At 66.2% G+C, this 15,096-nt stretch carries 18 protein-coding genes; 5 read left to right on the top strand and 13 right to left on the bottom strand.

What is annotated here, in order from left to right:
- Nucleotides 1-40: 40 nt before the first annotated feature.
- Nucleotides 41-409, bottom strand: a complete 369-nt coding sequence (locus tag BM150_RS23975; protein WP_175496614.1) for a hypothetical protein — start codon at nt 407-409, stop codon at nt 41-43.
- A gap of 331 nt (nt 410-740) precedes the next feature.
- Between BM150_RS23975 and BM150_RS00815 the strand changes: the two genes are divergently transcribed.
- A complete protein-coding gene (locus tag BM150_RS00815) occupies nt 741-968 on the top strand; it encodes a hypothetical protein (RefSeq protein WP_092922264.1) in 228 nt (75 codons plus the stop codon).
- 126 nt (nt 969-1,094) lie between these two features.
- On the opposite strand, the gene BM150_RS00810 is transcribed toward BM150_RS00815, so the two are convergent.
- The 8 genes from BM150_RS00810 to BM150_RS00775 form a co-directional block, all read right to left on the bottom strand.
- The gene (locus BM150_RS00810) at nt 1,095-2,111 is read right to left on the bottom strand and encodes a thermonuclease family protein (RefSeq protein WP_092922261.1); all 1,017 of its coding nucleotides are present in this window, start codon (nt 2,109-2,111) and stop codon (nt 1,095-1,097) included.
- Between the two features lie 143 nt (nt 2,112-2,254).
- On the bottom strand, nt 2,255-2,635 hold the full coding sequence (locus tag BM150_RS00805; protein WP_092922258.1) for a hypothetical protein: 381 nt from the start codon (nt 2,633-2,635) through the stop codon (nt 2,255-2,257).
- Nucleotides 2,636-2,639: 4 nt separating this feature from the next.
- Entirely contained in the window at nt 2,640-4,310 is a 1,671-nt protein-coding gene (locus BM150_RS24365) for an alpha/beta hydrolase (RefSeq protein WP_217641283.1), read from the bottom strand.
- Between the two features lie 21 nt (nt 4,311-4,331).
- Nucleotides 4,332-4,604, bottom strand: a complete 273-nt coding sequence (locus BM150_RS00795) for a hypothetical protein (protein ID WP_092923194.1) — start codon at nt 4,602-4,604, stop codon at nt 4,332-4,334.
- A 167-nt stretch (nt 4,605-4,771) separates the two neighbouring features.
- Nucleotides 4,772-5,068 (bottom strand): hypothetical protein, encoded by a 297-nt coding sequence (locus tag BM150_RS00790; protein WP_092922255.1) that lies wholly within the window; start codon nt 5,066-5,068, stop codon nt 4,772-4,774.
- Between the two features lie 33 nt (nt 5,069-5,101).
- Nucleotides 5,102-5,410, bottom strand: coding sequence for a hypothetical protein (locus BM150_RS00785; protein WP_092922252.1), 309 nt, complete (start codon nt 5,408-5,410; stop codon nt 5,102-5,104).
- 190 nt (nt 5,411-5,600) lie between these two features.
- Nucleotides 5,601-6,263 carry a pyridoxamine 5'-phosphate oxidase family protein gene (locus BM150_RS00780; protein WP_092922249.1) on the bottom strand — a complete coding sequence of 221 codons (663 nt, stop codon included), beginning with the start codon at nt 6,261-6,263 and terminating at the stop codon, nt 5,601-5,603.
- Between the two features lie 157 nt (nt 6,264-6,420).
- A complete protein-coding gene (locus BM150_RS00775) occupies nt 6,421-7,014 on the bottom strand; it encodes a TetR/AcrR family transcriptional regulator (protein ID WP_092922245.1) in 594 nt (197 codons plus the stop codon).
- A 195-nt stretch (nt 7,015-7,209) separates the two neighbouring features.
- Here BM150_RS00775 and BM150_RS00770 point away from each other — a divergent pair, with 195 nt between their 5' ends.
- A complete protein-coding gene (locus BM150_RS00770; RefSeq protein WP_092922242.1) occupies nt 7,210-7,428 on the top strand; it encodes a cupin domain-containing protein in 219 nt (72 codons plus the stop codon).
- 137 nt (nt 7,429-7,565) lie between these two features.
- Nucleotides 7,566-8,801 (top strand): MFS transporter, encoded by a 1,236-nt coding sequence (locus BM150_RS00765; protein ID WP_092922239.1) that lies wholly within the window; start codon nt 7,566-7,568, stop codon nt 8,799-8,801.
- Between the two features lie 489 nt (nt 8,802-9,290).
- On the opposite strand, the gene BM150_RS00760 is transcribed toward BM150_RS00765, so the two are convergent.
- The 3 genes from BM150_RS00760 to BM150_RS00750 all read right to left on the bottom strand — a co-directional run bounded on the left by BM150_RS00760 (nt 9,291) and on the right by BM150_RS00750 (nt 11,183).
- Nucleotides 9,291-9,623, bottom strand: coding sequence for a hypothetical protein (locus BM150_RS00760; RefSeq protein WP_092922236.1), 333 nt, complete (start codon nt 9,621-9,623; stop codon nt 9,291-9,293).
- Nucleotides 9,607-9,846, bottom strand: a complete 240-nt coding sequence (locus BM150_RS00755; protein ID WP_092922233.1) for a DUF397 domain-containing protein — start codon at nt 9,844-9,846, stop codon at nt 9,607-9,609. Before BM150_RS00755 ends, BM150_RS00760 begins: the two co-directional genes overlap by 17 nt.
- A 443-nt stretch (nt 9,847-10,289) precedes the next feature.
- Entirely contained in the window at nt 10,290-11,183 is an 894-nt protein-coding gene (locus tag BM150_RS00750; RefSeq protein ID WP_092922230.1) for a helix-turn-helix domain-containing protein, read from the bottom strand.
- A gap of 223 nt (nt 11,184-11,406) precedes the next feature.
- Between BM150_RS00750 and BM150_RS00745 the strand changes: the two genes are divergently transcribed.
- A complete protein-coding gene (locus BM150_RS00745; RefSeq protein ID WP_092922227.1) occupies nt 11,407-12,246 on the top strand; it encodes an SAM-dependent methyltransferase in 840 nt (279 codons plus the stop codon).
- A gap of 227 nt (nt 12,247-12,473) precedes the next feature.
- Here the strand turns inward: BM150_RS00745 and BM150_RS00740 are convergent, their stop codons facing one another.
- Complete coding sequence (locus BM150_RS00740; protein WP_092922224.1) at nt 12,474-13,655, bottom strand: 8-amino-7-oxononanoate synthase; 1,182 nt, start codon at nt 13,653-13,655, stop codon at nt 12,474-12,476.
- An 85-nt stretch (nt 13,656-13,740) separates the two neighbouring features.
- Here BM150_RS00740 and BM150_RS00735 point away from each other — a divergent pair, with 85 nt between their 5' ends.
- Nucleotides 13,741-15,096: an adenosylmethionine--8-amino-7-oxononanoate transaminase gene (locus tag BM150_RS00735; RefSeq protein WP_092922221.1), complete on the top strand. Its 1,356-nt coding sequence runs from the start codon at nt 13,741-13,743 to the stop codon at nt 15,094-15,096.

Here is a 15,096-nt window from a genome sequence, read left to right as displayed (position 1 = left end):
CCTGCCCGATCGACTGGAGAACCGAAGCGAGCCGTGGGCGTCACCTGCGGCCCGCGGTGGGACGCCTTCCGGTGGAGGTGGGCCTGCCGCCCGAGGTGGCTCCGCGCCCGGAGTTCGAACCGCTGCCCGATCTCGAACCGTTGCCCGGCCTCGAACCGCCGGAGCGGGTCGAGCCGCGGCCCGCATCCTGACGGTTGCCCCAGGTGTTGTGCCAGCGCCAGTTGATCCAACCGTCCAGCACCAGGACGAGGACGCCCAGCACGGCCATGATCAGTCCCAGCGTCGGCATGATCGCCAGGCTCACGAACAATGCCGCCATCAGCAGTGGGACGACCGCTATCCAGCAGAAGGGATCGATACTGCCGATGAACGTCGGGTTGCCTTCTGCTCTGCTCGGTTCACGCGCCAACGGAGTGCTCGCTTTCCAGCGGGTCGGGGGCAGCAGCGATTATCGGCGGTTCCGGCGTTCGAACCGACCGCAGGGGTGCCGTTGTGCTTCCACCCTGCGTCAACTCCCGTGATGTCGGCACAGTTTCACCTCAAGGTGTGCACTTGGTCACTCCCGGTTCGAATTCGGCGGCAAGCGTCCGGTCGGGGTGACACTCTATAGTGTGAGTTCTTGAGGGTCTTTCCCAGCGTTCGTGCTGCCGGTGCAACCGGAACGGTTGCCGGACGCGGTCTGTCGGTCCGGAGGTGGAACGTTGGCTCTTGGTGCGTCGAACATTTCGCGAAGGAACGCGTTGACCGCCGTGCTCGCGTGGTCCTTCGTCGCGCTGCTCAACTTCGTGGCACTGCTGTTCACGTTGAGCCAGGTGCCGGACCGCAACTACTGGGTTCTGCTGATCAACCTCCTCTGCGTCCTGCTGGGTGGCCCGATGGCGATGCTGTACGGGGTGTTTCTCTACCGTGCGAGGCAGCGTGGTGAGGCCGACGGGGGCGCGCGGGCGGACACCCAGCGTGTGTCGTAGTTACCCAGGATGAGTCCTGTCAGGATCGCTGCCCGACCGGAGCGCTGCAGAGGAACGCCGCAGAGGAACGCCGCAGAGGAACGCCGCAGAGGAACGCCGCAGAGGAACGCCGTGGTGGCATCGCCGTCAGCTCTCGCAGCCGATCCCGTCGCCGTCCGAGTCGAACCGATGCGGGTCACCCGGCCTCACCCGGAAGTCGTGGGCCGAGACCTGGGAGCAGTCCCTGTCCGGTGGCGGTGGTGGGAATCGGTATCCGCCGGAGTCGCGCTGTTCGGTTTGGTGCCGTGTTTCGGGGTCGGGCCGTGGTTCCGGTTCGGGCCGTGGTTCCGGTCGTGGCCGAGGATTCGGCTCAGGGGAGGGTCTCCGCTCCGTGGTGGACGTGTCGCCGGGTTGCCCGAACCGTTCGCAGGCACCCCACAGCCCGGATCCGGCGCCGCGTGCGCCCGGCTGCGCACCGCTGATCGTGTTCCAGTGCTTGTCGTTCGGTCGGTGGAGCACCGCCTTGGCGAACCCGTCGCGCACCAGCTCCGGATTCACGAAGACGCCGTCCGCGTTCCATAGGTAGAGCAGGTAGCGGTCGTACCGGTCGCGTAACCGTTCGTCCCGCTGGATCCACACGGTGCCGCCCACCGGCAGCAGCTCACGCAGCCGAGCGGTGGCCTCGTCGCCGTAGCACTGCTCCCGCTGCCCCACTTCCGGGGCGTCGATCTCCAGCAGCCGTACCTCTACCCGCTTCTCGTCCGGCAGTGGGCCCGCTCCGGTGCGACCGAGGAGTTCCACGGTGTCACCGTCGATGATCCCGGCCACCTCGGCGCGAGTCACGCCGCCCGGAACGACCGAGGGAGGTGTGGGGCCGGTGGGTGGTGTGCTGGCGGAGGTCGCGGGGGTACTCGACGCGACCGCCGGGGTGGAGGGGGCCGTGGTGCCGTTTCCGCTCCCGGCGGTGTTCTCCGGGGCGGGCACGATGCTCAGCACGGTGGCGACGAAACCCACGAGCAGCGCGAGGAGTCCACCACTCAGGCCGGTCCAGAATCTCCTGGTGGTGGTCGTGCTCCACCGCTCGTACCGGCGCAGGGCGAACACGATCGACCACACGATCACGCCCAGTCCGATCAGAACCAGCAGTATTCCCGCAACAGTCATATCCGTTTCCCACGCGCGGTCGATCTCGTAAGTCCGGAGAGTAACCGATTCTCGTGTAGTGTGAACAGCTCTCTTATCGAGCCGTTATCGAGCGTCCCGAGTGGCGTGGTTGAGCGGTTGCCCGCGAGGGAACCGGCAACGGATCACCCGCACGGCGGGACTTCGCACCGGTTCGGCGGGCTACCGGTCAGCGTGACGAACCAGATGTTGGCTCCGATGCCGATCGTCAGCAGCAGCAGGTATCCCCCCAGTACCACCTTCGACGTCGTCCCGACCATGCCGATGTTCGCGCAGATGATGAGCGTGCCCGCCCCGCAGACGAGCGCGAATAGCACCAGCAGAACGGTGAACAACTCGTTCGTCGTGGAATCGGTGGTGCCGTTGATCGCGGCCCCGAGCAGATTGATGGGTACCACCGAAACCCATTCGAACACTCCCAGTGCGTACAGCATCCCACCCAGGATCGCGAGCGGATCGCGGGTCCGTGGATCGACACCGGGAGGACGCTGCTTCTTCGGCACCATTCCGTCAATCCGTTCCCGCTGCTCTTCCCGCCACTATTCGTGCCATGCCGTCCACGGATTCCCGGTCGTCCCAGTAGGTGTTGTGATCTCCCATCGCGTCCACGGGAACCTCTCGTGCTCCGAAGAACGGATTGTTGGGGTCCTGTCCGAACCATCCGTCCGGGACGGAGCGGATCGGATCGAGCGGCGCGGTGCCGGACCAGACGTGTTCGGAAGGGATTCCCAGTTCACTCGCGCGCCACGTCCCGACGCCGGGGGAGCCCATGAAGACCATGTCGTCCACGGCCAGTCCTGCGCCGGAGGCGGTGTATCCGATCACCGTGGTGCCATAGGAATGCCCGATGATCGTGTTGTGGCTCACCGGGCCCTGGTGGGAAATCCGAAGACCTTCCTGGAAGCGGGCCAGATCCGCACTGCCGTTCTCCGCGAACGACTCGCGAGCGGCGCTGACGAGCGAATCCGGTGATTCGTAATCCAGGTAGGTGATGTTGGCGACGTCCTCGCCCGGTGCGAGTTGTTCCGCTCGTTCCCGTACCTTGTCACCGTCCACGATGTAGTCCATCGCGTTCCCCAGGTCCGATCTCGTTCCCGGCACGAACGTGGCAACGTGGTCCGCCGTGTCGGGGTTTCCGGAAGCGACGATCACTCGACCCCTGTTGTCGGCCGTGCCGTCCAGGGAGAGCAGATATTTCTCGTCCTGCCGCAGATATGCCTGGAGCTCTTCCAACGTGTCCAGTGACTCGTACAGTGATTCCGCCGCGTCACTGCTGGAGCGTCCCTCGGCACGGGCCCGCGCCACTACCTCGCGTATCTGTTCTCGGAGACGATTCCGTTCCCGTGCCAGCAGTGCGGTATTCGCCTCGTGCCGTACCGCCACGGGCAGGCCGTCCGCATCACCGACGAGTCGCGGGAATCGGGCCTCGAGGTCCGCTCGTTGGGCAGCGGTCAGCGTTTCCCAAACCCCGCGTACGCGATCCGGACCGTTCGCCACGGCCTCCCGCATCATGACCCGAGTCGTTTCGGCGGAACGTTTCTCCAGCGCGTCGGCTGTCTCGCTCAGTCCGGCGGCGGCCGGATGGTCGGCCGAGTTCGCCGCCGTTCTCCAATCCGAGCGTCCGACCAGTTCACGGAGCTCTTTCCCGATCCGGTCGAGTGCGGCGCCGAGGCGTTCGTGAGCGGTACGCTCCGTTGTCCTGGCCGCTGTCACCAGCGTCTCGACTTCGGTGTAGGTGGCTTCCGCGCGGGCGAACCACTCGCCCCCGGTGCCGGACGCGTTCGGATCGTTCGGTTCGGTGGCGAGCCCACCGATCGTCGGTGCCGAGATCTTGCGTGGTTGATGGATCATTTCCCCGAGCACCATCAGCCCGCCTTGTCGGGCGACCTCGCGTGCTCGGCTCATGCGCGTCAGAACGGTGTCCAGATCGGTGGTGAACTCCTCGACGCAGTGGGTGAGCTCGTGGAGCGTGTTCTCCAGTTCGTCGGCATCGCGGCCGGTGTTTCGTGCGGTTTCCCGGTACGCTTCCGCGGCGGGGCCCTGCCAATCCGTTTCGGATCTGGATCTGGTGTGATGCCATCCGGTGGCCGCTCGTTCGATTCCACTGCTGAGCCCGCGCAGGGTGTCGATCAGCTCCCGCAGTGAACCGGGATCACCGGCGACGTAGGTGTTCAGTGGCATGACGCGTTCCCCCAAACGCGGTTACCGAGGTGATTCCAGCCCCTCGAACCGGCCGGTGTTGTCGTCCTCGACAGTGGCGTAGGTCGCTCTGTTGGCGTGCAGATCGTCGGCCGTGTCGAAAGTCGTCTCGGTCAACCCGGCGGCCGCGCGTAGCACCTCGGCAACGGTGGCCGCTATCGCCTGCGTCGAAGGCCCGGCGTCGGCCCTGGGGGCCGGAATCCTGTTACGCAGCCCTTCGGTCGACCTTTCCAGTTCGTTTCCCAGCTCGGCGATGAACGCCGGATCGGCTCGCATGGTCACTGCTGTGAACCTCCCCCGAAGTTCGTGACTGAGAGGAAGGTAACCAACCGATCTTCTTCCGCGACAGAGCCGCGAAGCCGGTGGGAGCAAAAAGCATCTGATCGTTGTAATGGTTTCGCTCGCCGACTGGGCCGATGTGCCGAAGCCTGGCGGGGAGATCATCAAGGACGGGAGGACGATTTCTCGGTGGCGGGGAGACCGTCTTCCCCGTCACCAGGGCGGGCACGACCCTGGTTCTCTGGAACGGAACTCCCGGCTGCCGACTCGCGTTCGAACAGCCTGAGTTGGCGCTGCCGCAGCAGCTTCGCGACCAGCTGGCAGCCGAACGCGAGTAGCATGCAACCGAGCCGTGGCCAGGGCGACTCCACCCGCCAGGTGACGTACAGGAACACCGGCAGCAGCAGCACCGACAGCGTGTACAGCGCGAGCTGGACTCCGGTGCGTTTCGGTTCCGGCACGTGAGCGCCTCGACAATCGTCCGGTGAGGACGGTCAGTCGGCCCCGTCCGCGGTTTCCGCGGAGCGGTACCTGTTCGGGCGCAACGTCGAGCGGTCGGGGAACCCGAACCGCCACTTCGCCGGTTTCATCGGCCCCGTGGGGTTCGGTTCCATGGTCGTGAAGTGCCGCAGCACGAGGAATCCGGCACCGCCCGCGGCCGCGACTAGCGGCAAACCCGCCCAGAGGGGCACTTCCAGCACGTTCACGACGAGAGGGGCAGTCGGAGCCGCCATGAACCCCACGCCCCGCCAGATGTACTCCCGCTTGGAAAGCGGCTGAAATACCTTGTTGTCTCGTTCCATGAGCGACTCCGATGCATGTTCCCCTCACTCAGGTCATCATCACTCGGTAGCGATGGTCAACTTCGACAGTGGTGTGTCCGATCACGACTGTCCGAGCCGAACCGGCTCGGTGCGGTGGTCCCAACTGTCGGAGCGCGGGGACGCGGTTCCGGGGTGGGGTGGTGGCAGGGGAGCGAAGGTGGCGGACACGTCAGCCGTACAGCTTCTTCGCGTACTCCGCGCCGTAGTAGTGCTCCAACTCGGCCAGGCTCTTCTCCGGAGTCTCCAGCGTCTTGGCGATGGCCGGACGCGATTCCATCGCTTCCGGAGTCCAGCTCTCCGGGTTCCAGAGCCCGGAACGCATGAACGCCTTGGCGCAGTGGTGGAAGACCTGCTCGATCTCGACCACCAGTGCCAGTACCGGTCGGTGTCCCTTCACCTCCATGCGTTCGAAGAACGGGGCACGCCGCACGATCCGAGCCCTTCCGTTGATCCGCAGTGTGTCGCCCCTGCCGGGCAGCATGTAGAGCAGCCCGACGTGCGGATTGCGCAGTATGTTGCGGAAACCGTCCGCGCGGCGGTTACCGGGGCGTTCCGGTAGCGCGATCGTGGAGTCGTCCAGCACCAGTGTGAACCCGGGCGGGTCTCCCTTGGGTGAGACGTCGCAGTGCCCCAGTTCGTCGGAGGTGGCCACCAGGCAGAACGGGGAGTGGGCCAGCCACCGCTTGTCCAGCTCGTGCAGTTCGGCGCGTTCCTTGTCCAGGGTCCGCCGCAACGGAGTGCCCAGCAGTTCCCGCAGTTCCGCCTCGTCGGTCACTTCGAGCGGTTCGGGTTCCGAGCCGCTGTTCTCGACATCCCGCGCTGAATCGTCCATTCGAGTCAACTCCTCCTCCGACGAGATCTGCCCCCGCACGGTAGATCGTGGCCGCGCTCCGGGGGCTCGTCGACCATGTGCGAGGTCCGAAAGCGAATGCGGTCGGGAGGGCACCCCATGCCGTCGCGGCGACGTGCTGTCCGAGTAGCTGTCGGCATTACACTGACTGGTCTATTCCGGTGAGCGCCAAATCGACCATGGCCAGCAGTTCCTGACGAGTCGCTCCGCTGCGCGCCTGTACGGCGATGCCGTGTTGTACCGTCACGACATAGCTCGCCAGCGCGGCGGGATCGGTCTCGGCCGGTAGATCCGCGGCCGCTATCGCGCGTTCGAATCTTTCGCGCAGCCGCTGCTTGTCGCTGTGTCGTATCTCGGCCAGACGTGACCTGACGGCGTCGTTCTCGCTGGAACAGCTGAGCGCGCCGTGCACGATCAGACAACCGTGCGGCGCGTTCTCACCGGTGGTGGCCTCGGCGGCCCCGCGCCAGACCCGAGCTATGACCGCGTGGGCGGTGGGAGCGGTTATCGCCTCTTCGACGTACTGAGCGATGGTGCGGCTGTAGCGCAGCAGCACCCGCTCGAACAGGGCTTCCTTGCTGCCGAACGCCGCGTAGAGGCTGCCGCGGCGGATACCGATCGCGTCGGTCAGATCGGCCAGGCTCGTGCCTTCGTACCCCTTGCTCCAGAAAACGGTGAGGGCAGCGTCGACAGCCGCGTCGAAGTCGAACTCCCGGTGACGTCCTCTCGGCATGGGGCTCCCCGTGCTGCGGGTTTGTGCTGGCTCGTGGTCAACGGCCGTTGACCACGGACGCCGTTTCGAGAGACCAGATTACCGCTTGACAGCAACGTGCTGTCTCGATCTAATCATGACCGATCGGTCAAGATTTGTGCGCGGCGTCCGTCATGCCGGAAGCCGCGCTTGCTCACGGCTCAGGGGACAGGCGACGTGGACGAGGCTTCTCACGCGGCCGAAGGCGAACTCGAAATCCGCATCGGCGATCAGACCGTGACCGGGCGCTCCGGCGATTTCGTATTCATTCCGCGCAACACGATGCGCGGATCCCGCGACAAGAGCCCGCACACCGCTCGGCGGCTCCTCATCTTCACACCAGGCGGCTTCGAGCGTTTTTCCTCGAAACCGGGAGACCCGCGGTGCCAGGAGTAGCCGTTCCCCGCTTCCAGCCCTCCGACAACGAGCACGTGATCGAGGTGGGAAGACGTTACGGATCTTTTCAGGCACAGGCCGACTCCGTCGGTTGACCCAGTACGACAACGAATCCCGTCGAGAGGAACTCCACCGCCATGCCCATCGCCGTATATGTACTGGGGCTCGGAATATTCGCCCTGGTGACCAGCGAACTGCAGGTCACCGGAATGATGCCCGCCATGGCGCAGGAACTCGGCGTCTCCGTCTCCCGGGTCGGCTATCTGATCTCGTTGTACGCCCTGGCCATGGCGATCGGCGGGCCGCTCCTGAACACCGCGCTGCTGAGGCTGCCTCGCCGGTGGGCTCTCATGGTCCTGTTCGGGGCTTTCGTAACCGGTGAGGTGCTGGGAGCGCTGTCGCCGGGATACGGATCGTTGCTCGTCGCCCGCTTGATCACCGGTGCGGTTTCGGGAGCCTTCTTCGGCGTGGCCATCGCCGCCGCGATCCAACTCGCCGGCCCCAACGTCGCGGCTCGGGCGAGCTCCGTCGTCCTCAGCGGTCTCATGGCCGGCACCGTGCTGGGGCTTCCGCTGGCGAACTACATCGGATCGTCCTTCGGTTGGCGGATGAGCTTCTGGATCGTCGCCGTCATGGCGATTACGGTGGGCGCACTCACCGCTCTCGTCGTGCCTCGTCTCCAGGCTTCGCAGTACACAAGCGTGCGCAGCGAAATCGCCGCGTTCCAGAACTGGAGATTGTGGGCGGTCTACTCCACCAGCACCCTGGTCATCGGCGCGACTTACGCGGCGTTCAGCTACTTCACGCCCATCCTGTCCGAGGTGACCGACCTCGGTGCGACCACTGTCACGACGCTGCTGTTCGCGTACGGGGCGGCCACGATCCTCGGCAACCACATCGTCGGCAGGCTGGCGGACACGAGGGCCATCAGCACCCTGACGGCCGGAGTGGTGTCACTGATCGTCCTGCTGATCGTTTTCGGGCTGTTCACCACACGGCCCCCTGCGGTCGTCCTCGCGCTGATCGGAATCGGTCTGGTCGGTGTGACCATGAATCCAGCGCTGGTGGCCCGCGTGATGGGGACGGCGAACGGCGGTTCACTGGTGAACACGGTGCACACGTCCTGCATCACGATGGGAGTCGTGTTCGGATCCTGGGTGGGTGGCCTGGGGATCAGTGCCGGTTACGGATTGCGGGCACCGTTGTGGATCGGGGCCGTGATAGCGGTCGCCGGTTTTCTGACCCTGCTTCCCGACATTTTGAGCAGGGGAGCCTTCTCAGGAACGAACGCCGCACCGGATTCTGGGTCGGAGCCCGTTGCGGAGGCGGCTGACTCGATGTCCACTGCGGACATAACACGGGAGTCGAGATGAATCAACTCATCGATAAGGTCGCCCTGGTCACCGGCGGAAGTCGCGGAATCGCCGCCGGGAGAGGTTCGTATCGGGTGCCCTGCGAGATCTGCCCGCCCCGTACACGGTAGGCCGTGGCTACGAGGCGGGCAGTGATCCCGGTCATGTGCGACGGAACTTCCGGGCCGATTCCGGCCGCGCGGTTTCGGAAGGGTTTCTCCGTCACATCAGGAGGTAGTGGTTCCGAGTCGGATCGGTCGGTTGTCTCGCCGGGAACGGTTCCCGACCGCTGTTCTTCAGGGCGTGTCGCCGACATGGGCGGTGCTCTTCGACGCCGCGAGCGGCGAACGACCGCTCACACTGCCGGATCACCCGCAGGGGCTCGTGCGATTCTCGTGCGGACGGCCCGACACCGGAGAGGTGTCCGCACGATGTCGGTTCTTCCGTGGCGGGGTCGGAGAGAGGTTCCGCCACGCGACCACTTCGGTGTAACCGGTCGACGAAGTCCGACTAGAGTCCGGCGGCGACCAGCAGAGAGCCGGGAGTGTGGTCGTCGGGGAGTTCGAGCAGACGGTCGATCACGTCGCATACCCGGCCACTGGAATGCCACCAGGTGGTGCTGGGTTCGAAGACGTTCTCCTCGTAACTCGGCATCCTGGTCGCCGTCACGTGGTCCTCCGATTCGAGGCTCACCACGTCGATGACGTTGTCGTGCCCACGCACGCCGACCAGCGCCCGCAGCTCGCCACGGGAATCGGTGGACTGCATGAACTGAAAGCCCCGGGCCATCAGTTCGCGCAGCCGCGCGTCCGAATCGCACTGGGTGTCAGTTGATGAAGTCATCGAATTCTCCGTCCTTCGCGCCGGCCACGAACGCGGCGATCTCGGCGCGGGTGTAAACGAGAGCGGTGCCTTCCGGGTCACGGGAATTGCGCATGGCGACCTCGCCGCCGTTGAGCGCGGCGACCTCCACACAGTTCCCGATCGCACCGCTGTGCCTGCTCTTGCGCCACCGCACACTCGGTAGCTCGGCGGCCGAGGTGCTGGTGCGGCTCATCTCGCTCATGTGGTCACCTTTTCTGTGTTGTGCATCTGCACGTGCACGAGATCTTGCCAACGGGGCGCCGAAAAGGCAATGCATCTGCACGTGCAGCTGCACGAATACACACGATCGTGCGAGATTGTTCAGGGTTCCTGTGCAGGGCGTCGCCGGGGTACACTGCTCGGAAACTTGGCCTTCGGCCGGTTGAGCGGCGCGATTCGCTGGTGTCGCGTGCTGCTCGATTCGATGTCCGGGGAAACCCGTTTCACGGTTCGTTTCCGCCGAGTTGCTCTGATTCGACGACGCGACTCACCTGAATGGACGACCGGGGTGGCGGTGAGTGATCGGTGGTCCGAAGTGCTGGCCCGGTCGCCGGGAAAACCTCCCGAAGCGGGAATCAGCGGGAGGTTCCGCCACGTAACCACCTACGAGAACCCGGGCTACGAGAACCCGGCCGATCCGGGGACTCAGAGTTCCGCTCGCACCTTGTGCAACAACTTCCTGGACTCCTCCGGGGTTTCGGCGTCCACGGTCAGGTGGTCGAACACCCTGCTGTACTGTTCGATCTCCTCCGGTTTGTCCAGGTGCAGCGCGCCCGCGAGATGTTCCACGTAGACCAGATTCGGAAGCTCGGGCTCCGCGAAGCGCAACATGCTGAACGAGCCCTCCGCTGCGTAACCGCTGAGCCGGTACGGGACCACCTGCAGCGTGATGGTGGAACGCTTGGTCATTTCCAGCAGGTGGTCCACCTGCTGCCGCATCACGTCGAGTCCACCGATCGGTCGGTGTAACACGGACTCGTCGATCACCGCCCACACCCGAGGGGCTTGCGGCCCGTTGAGCAGTTTCTGCCGCTGCATGCGCAGTGCGACCCTGCGCCGGACGTTCTCGTCGGCCAGCTCCGGTCTGCCGTGACTGGCGATGGCTTTGGCGTAGGGCTCGATCTGCAGCAGTCCCGGCACGAACTGGAGTTCGTAGGTCTGGATCCGCGAGGCCGACTCCTCCAGACCGACGAAGTCCTGGAACCACTCGGGCATCAGATCGCTGTAGCGGTTCCACCAGCCGGGCTGTTTGGACTCGCGCACCATTTCCAGGAACGGCCGTTGCTGCTCGTCGTCGGTGACCCCGTAGCACTTGAGCAGGTCGCGGACATCGCGTTCCTTCAGGCTGACCTTGGCGAGCTCGATCCGGCTGATTTTGGATTCGGACCCACGAATCTCGTCCGCTGCCTGGGCGCGCGTGATGTCGGCTCTCTCGCGCAGCCTGCGCAGCTGTGCGCCCAACACGATTCGCCTGGCTGTCGGTTTCGGATGTTCCTCGACGTGCTCGTCATCGGGTTCGCCGGAATCGACGGTGGTCATCCCCACTCCTGTTCATCGGTGTACACACCGGATTCTCGCTCTCACACTGTAGTCGGCGGTGAACTCGTTCGGGGGGAAGGCGATCCGGCATTCGTGCCAATCGAAGTTCTGCCGCACGGTTTCGTGAGATTACCTCCTTGTGCTTGCATTTACAGCATGCGCTGACACTCCTACGCCGAGTGCACCGTCCGACCCTGAACCCGACCCCCGACACGAGGTTGAGATGACCGAAGCAGGATCCCCGCCGGAGAGCGCTACTCCGGTCCACATCGATACGAGCAAGGCGAGTATCGCCAGGGTCTACGACGCATTTCTCGGTGGCAAGGACAACTACGAAGTCGATCGGCAAGTCTTCGAGGGAGTCAAGCAGGCAGCGCCGGAAGCGGCTGATCTGGCCTGGGACAACCGCGAGTTCCTGATCCGGACGATCCGTTTCCTGGCCAGCCAGACCGACATCTCGCAGTTCCTGGACTGCGGCTCCGGCTTACCGACCGCCGAGAACACCCATCAAGTGGCGCAGCGGCTCAACCCCGAGGCCAGGGTCGTCTATGTGGACAACGATCCGGTGGTGCTCGCCCACGGCCGTGCGTTGCTGGAGGAGAACGAGAAGACCCACTTCAGCCCGGCCGACATCTTCCAACCGCGAACCATTCTGGAAGATCCGGTGGTCAACGCCCACATCGACTTCTCCCAGCCGCTGGCACTGCTCCAGGTCGGAACGCTGCACCATTACGTCGGCGAACGCGATCCCGGCGACATCATGCGGGAGTACATCGAGGCGTTGCCCTCGGGATCGTTCGTGGTGCTGAGCCACTTCTACGATCCGCGTGACGACGACTACTACACCGCGTTGGCCAACAGGATGGACGAACGATTCACCCACAGTCCGATGGGAAGTGGGAAGTTCCGCACCGAACAACAGATCCGGAGCATGTTCTCGGGGCTGGAACTGGTCGACCCGGGGCTGGTGCGGTGCTGTGACTGGTGGCCGGACGGCCCCCGTTACAAGCAGGAGCCGGAAGTGTCGAACTGCATCGTCGGGGCCGTGGGCCGCAAGCCCTGATCGAAGTCCCGCCCTACCTTTCCGGACCGATCGGCGGGATCTCCCGCGGAAATCCGCCGTGGCGGAACCGGTGACGGTGACGACCTCGGGAGTGCCCCTCCTGCGCTGTCGTGCCGGAGGGGCACTCCCGCCGAGACGAGCGCCGCGACGAACCGTTCCGGAAGAATTCCGGCCGCTCGAGTCGGTTCAGGTGGACGGATTCGTGGCCGTACCGGGCGACACCCGGCTCACCCGATGCCTTCCGGAGCGGTTTCGGCGATCACGGCTGCCACCTCGGTGAGTCGTTCCGGGCCCAGGTCGGCCCGCGCCGTCAGCCGCAACCGCGCGTCACCGTCGGGGACCGAGGGCGGTCGGAAGCACCCCACTCGTACGCCCCGGCGCAGGCATGCCGCGGCCCACGCCACGGCGGTGTTCGCCCCGCCCACGGGAATACCCAGTACCGCGGCCCCGGGCCGTGTGGCGGGCACGCCGCGTCGCACCAGTTCCCGGTGCAGTCCTTCGGCCACCTCGCGCACCCGTGCGCCACGTCCCGGCTGCTCCCGCAGCACCCCCAACGCCGCCGCTGCCGCCGCCACAGCCGGCGGGGCCAGGCCGGTATCGAAAACGAACGTGCGGGCCGTCTGCCTGAGGTGCTCGATCACGCGGTGCGGCCCCAGCACCGCCCCGCCCTGCGCTCCCAGCGACTTGGACAGGGTCACCGTGCTCACCACGTCCGGAGCGGCGCGCATGCCGAACTCGGTCAGCGCGCCCGCCCCGCCCTCACCGAGCACGCCGAGGCCGTGCGCGTCGTCGACCAGCAGCGCCGCGCCGTTCACGCGGCAGACCCGCAGCGCATCCCGCAGCGGTGCGGTGTCACCGTCCACGGAGAACACCGACTCGGTCAGCAGCAGCCCGGCCCCCGGGTACCGGGAGAGCTCGCTCGCCGCCGCGTCGGGATCGGTGTGGTCCACGATGCGCACCCCGGCTCGGGAGAGTCTGCACCCGTCGATGAGCGAGGCGTGGTTGTGGCGGTCGGAGACGAGCACCGAACGCTCATCGGCCAGCGCTGTGATCATCGCCAGGTTGGCGGTGTATCCCGAGGAGAAAACCAGCGCCGATTCCGTCCCGTAGAACTCCGCGAGTTCGGTCTCCAGCTTGGCGTGCGACTCGGTTGTGCCGGTGACCAGGCGGGAACCGGTCGAGCCCGCTCCCCACAGTCGTGCGGCGTCCGCGGCCGCTCCGGTGACCGCGCGGTGGGTCGCCAGCCCGAGATAGTCGTTGCCCGCGAGGTCCAGTGTGCTCTCCGCCGCCGATCTCGTCGGTGGTCTCCTGGTCAGCCCCGCGCGGTCGCGGCGTTCGGCTTCCCGGTCCAGTCGGTCGAACACCGTTTCCGGATCCGGCTCGTCGGGGGTGGTGGTCCGAGGGGCCATGTCGTCAGAGCCTGTGGGAGTGGCGAGCCGGTGACCAGTGGCCGGGACGTACAACCGCGGTGCCGGGGATTTGTTCCCGCCGCGAATGGGGTTCCGTCCGGTGGCGCGGCAGCATTCCGGTGTGCTCAGAGCCCTGTCGGACACACCGCTGTCGCCGGAAGAACTGTCCCAACTGGACAAAAATCACGTCTGGCACCCCTATTCGGAGATGCCCGCCGCCCCGGAGCCGCTGACCGTGACCGACGCCCAGGGGGTGAGGCTGCGCACCCGCTCCGAGCGGTACGGGCAGCGGGAACTCATCGACGGCATGTCCTCCTGGTGGGCGGCGATCCACGGCTACCGCCACCCCGACCTCGACGAGGCGGTTCGGCGGCAGCTCGACCGCGTGGGTCACGTGATGTTCGGCGGCCTCACCCACGAACCCGCCGTGCGGCTCGCCGCGAGCCTCGTCGAGATCACCCCCGACCCGCTGCGGCACGTCTTCCCGGCCGACTCCGGCTCGGTGGCGATCGAGGTGGCGGTCAAGATGTGTCTGCAGTACTGGCGCGGTCGGGGGCGGGCCGGGAAACGACGGTTGCTCACCTGGCGCGGCGGCTATCACGGCGACACCTGGCATCCGATGTCGGTGTGTGACCCGGAAGGCGGGATGCACCACCTGTGGCGCGGTGCGCTGCCCGAGCAGCTCTTCGCCGCGGCTCCACCCGCCGGGTTCGATGCCGAGGTCGAGCGCGACTACCTCGAGCACTTCGAGGAGCTGCTGCGGCGCCACCACGAGGAACTGGCCGCCGTCGTGGTCGAACCGATCGTGCAGGGCGCGGGCGGCATGCGGTTCCACTCGCCCGAGTACCCGCGCGCGCTGCGCGAGCTGGCCGACCGTTACGAGGTGCTGCTCGTCTTCGACGAGATCGCCACCGGCTTCGGACGTACGGGCGAGCTGTTCGCCGCCGACCACTCCGGGGTCGCGCCGGACGTGATGTGCGTGGGAAAGGCGCTCACCGGTGGTTACCTCAGTATGGCCGCGACGTTGTGCACCACCCGAGTCGCCGAGGGGATAGCGCGGGGCTCGGTGCCCGTGCTGGCGCACGGGCCCACCTTCATGGGTAATCCCCTCGCCGCCGCGGTGGCCTGCGCCTCGTTGCGGACGCTGCTGGAGAAGGACTGGCGCACCGAGATCGGCGCGATCGAGTCCGGGCTGCGGGACGGGCTGTCCCCGGTGCGGGAGCTGCCCGGGGTGCTTGATGTGCGAGTGCTCGGAGCGATCGGTGTCGTACAGCTCGATCACGAGGTGGACACCACCGCCGCGAGCCGTGCCGCGGTCGAGCACGGGGTGTGGCTGCGTCCGTTCCGCGACCTGATCTACACCATGCCGCCCTACGTGATCGGTCCCGAGGACCTGGCCACGGTGACCGAGGCCGTTCGCGCGGCTGCGGCAGCGGGGTGA

The organism is Actinopolyspora alba, from assembly GCF_900112765.1.
Taxonomy (GTDB): domain Bacteria; phylum Actinomycetota; class Actinomycetes; order Mycobacteriales; family Pseudonocardiaceae; genus Actinopolyspora; species Actinopolyspora alba.
This window is presented reverse-complemented; position numbering and strand designations above follow the sequence as displayed.